The 1,661-nt window shown below is 41.4% G+C and carries 1 protein-coding gene and 1 pseudogene; one reads left to right on the forward strand and one right to left on the reverse strand.

Annotated elements, in window-relative coordinates; all coding sequences use genetic code 11:
• Window positions 1-757: DEAD/DEAH box helicase (locus PX484_RS15700; RefSeq protein ID WP_288104644.1), on the reverse strand; the 757-nt coding region annotated here is incomplete at its 3' end.
• 214 nt (window positions 758-971) lie between these two features.
• Between PX484_RS15700 and PX484_RS15705 the strand changes: the two are divergent.
• Window positions 972-1,526 (forward strand): annotated as a pseudogene (locus PX484_RS15705) (GGDEF domain-containing response regulator); the annotation flags it as partial.
• Window positions 1,527-1,661: the final 135 nt, after the last annotated feature.

The following is a 1,661-nucleotide window of genomic DNA, read 5'->3' on the forward strand; positions in this document are numbered from 1 at the left end:
AGCGTAGTTTCGGGTTAACTTTGCTCTGTTTTGGGTCGAGCAGCGGGAATAATCCCTCTTTATTGGCGAAATAAAAGCGCAGGGGGACGGGGCGAAAATCGGAGTTAATTAGCTCGCAGCTGGAGGTCTGTTTATTGTCGCTGGGTTGGGGCAGTTGCCGCACCCAGTTAATCCAGTCGGTGAGTTCCCCCGGGTTGCCAATGGTGGCGGAGAGGGCAACTAATTGGATACTAGGGGGACAGTAGATAATTGATTCTTCCCAAACGGTGCCGCGACCTCGATCGCTGATATAGTGACATTCATCGAGAACTAGGGTTTCCACGTTTTCTAGGGAAGTGCCTACCTCACCGATCGGAGTTTGGTACAGCATATTGCGAAAAATTTCTGTAGTCATGACTACAATTAACGCTGAGGGATTGATCACCACATCGCCGGTAATCAATCCCACTTCCGCAAACAGCAGCGGGGAATCCTCATCGCCATCGGTGGGGGTACGACCGAATTTTTCTTGAAAATCCCGGAATTTTTGGTTAGAAAGAGCTTTCAGGGGAGTGGTGTAGAAAACCCGTTTGCCCCTTTCTAGGGCGCGATAGATAGCGTATTCTCCGATTAAAGTTTTGCCGGAACCCGTGGGAGCGCAGACAACCACTGATTTACCGGCGGCGAGAGCGGCGATCGCCGATTGCTGGAAGTCGTCGAGTTTAAAGGGAAAAATGGTTTTGAGATCCAAAGAAGTAGGGTTGAGGGACTCTTTCACGTCAAGTCTAAGAGGAGAAATTTTCTTAATTGTGGCTATTCTGGCTGGCTTTTTTTATTCTAGTCGAAAAAAGCGGACTTCTATAAACTAGGGACAGCTTGACCTTTGGGGGTGATTCCCGATCCCATCATACTTCATCTTTATGAGAAATGCTGTATCACTAATAATTGTATCTCTATTTTGTTCTTAACTTGATTAATTATACCTACTGGTGATGATTAAATTTCGTCCTGAAGACTGTCTAGTTTTATTGGTTGATGATGTCAGTCAAAATCTCCAATTGGCTCTGGAGATTCTTAATTCTGCTGGTTATGCCACCATTTTTGCTAGTAGTTTTCAACAGGCAATAGAACGAGTAAAAACTGCTAATCCTGACCTAATTCTTCTTGACTTAATGATGCCAGAAATAGGGGGTATAGAAGTTTGTAAAAGGCTAAAAAGTGATAATTTATACGCTCATATCCCGATTATTTTTGTAACAGATAGTAACAAAAAAGAAGATATTATCAATGCTTTTAATTCTGGGGCTGTGGACTATATAAATAAACCCTTTCATAGTTGGGAACTGTTAGCCAGAGTTAAAATTCATTTAGAAATGAAAAAAACTCAAGAAGAACTTAAAAATATCAACTCTCAACTAGAAAAGCTAGTCAGAACTGATAGCCTAACCGGGGTCAATAATCGTCGAGAGATTCTCTCCTTGGGCGAGAAAGAATTTCAACGATGTCGTCGTTATCATCGTTATTTTTCACTGTTAGTCATCGATATAGCATTTACATTTGAGACGTGGAAACCAATTTCTGAAAAAAATGCTATAATCTAAGTCAATGTTTTAATAACTTTAATTATGGACAAGGCTCAGAAAATCAAAAAAGATATCGAGGAACTAGATAAATGGATTAAA

Origin of the sequence: Microcystis sp. M49636_WE2 (assembly GCF_030065375.1) — a bacterium.
GTDB lineage: Bacteria > Cyanobacteriota > Cyanobacteriia > Cyanobacteriales > Microcystaceae > Microcystis > Microcystis aeruginosa_C.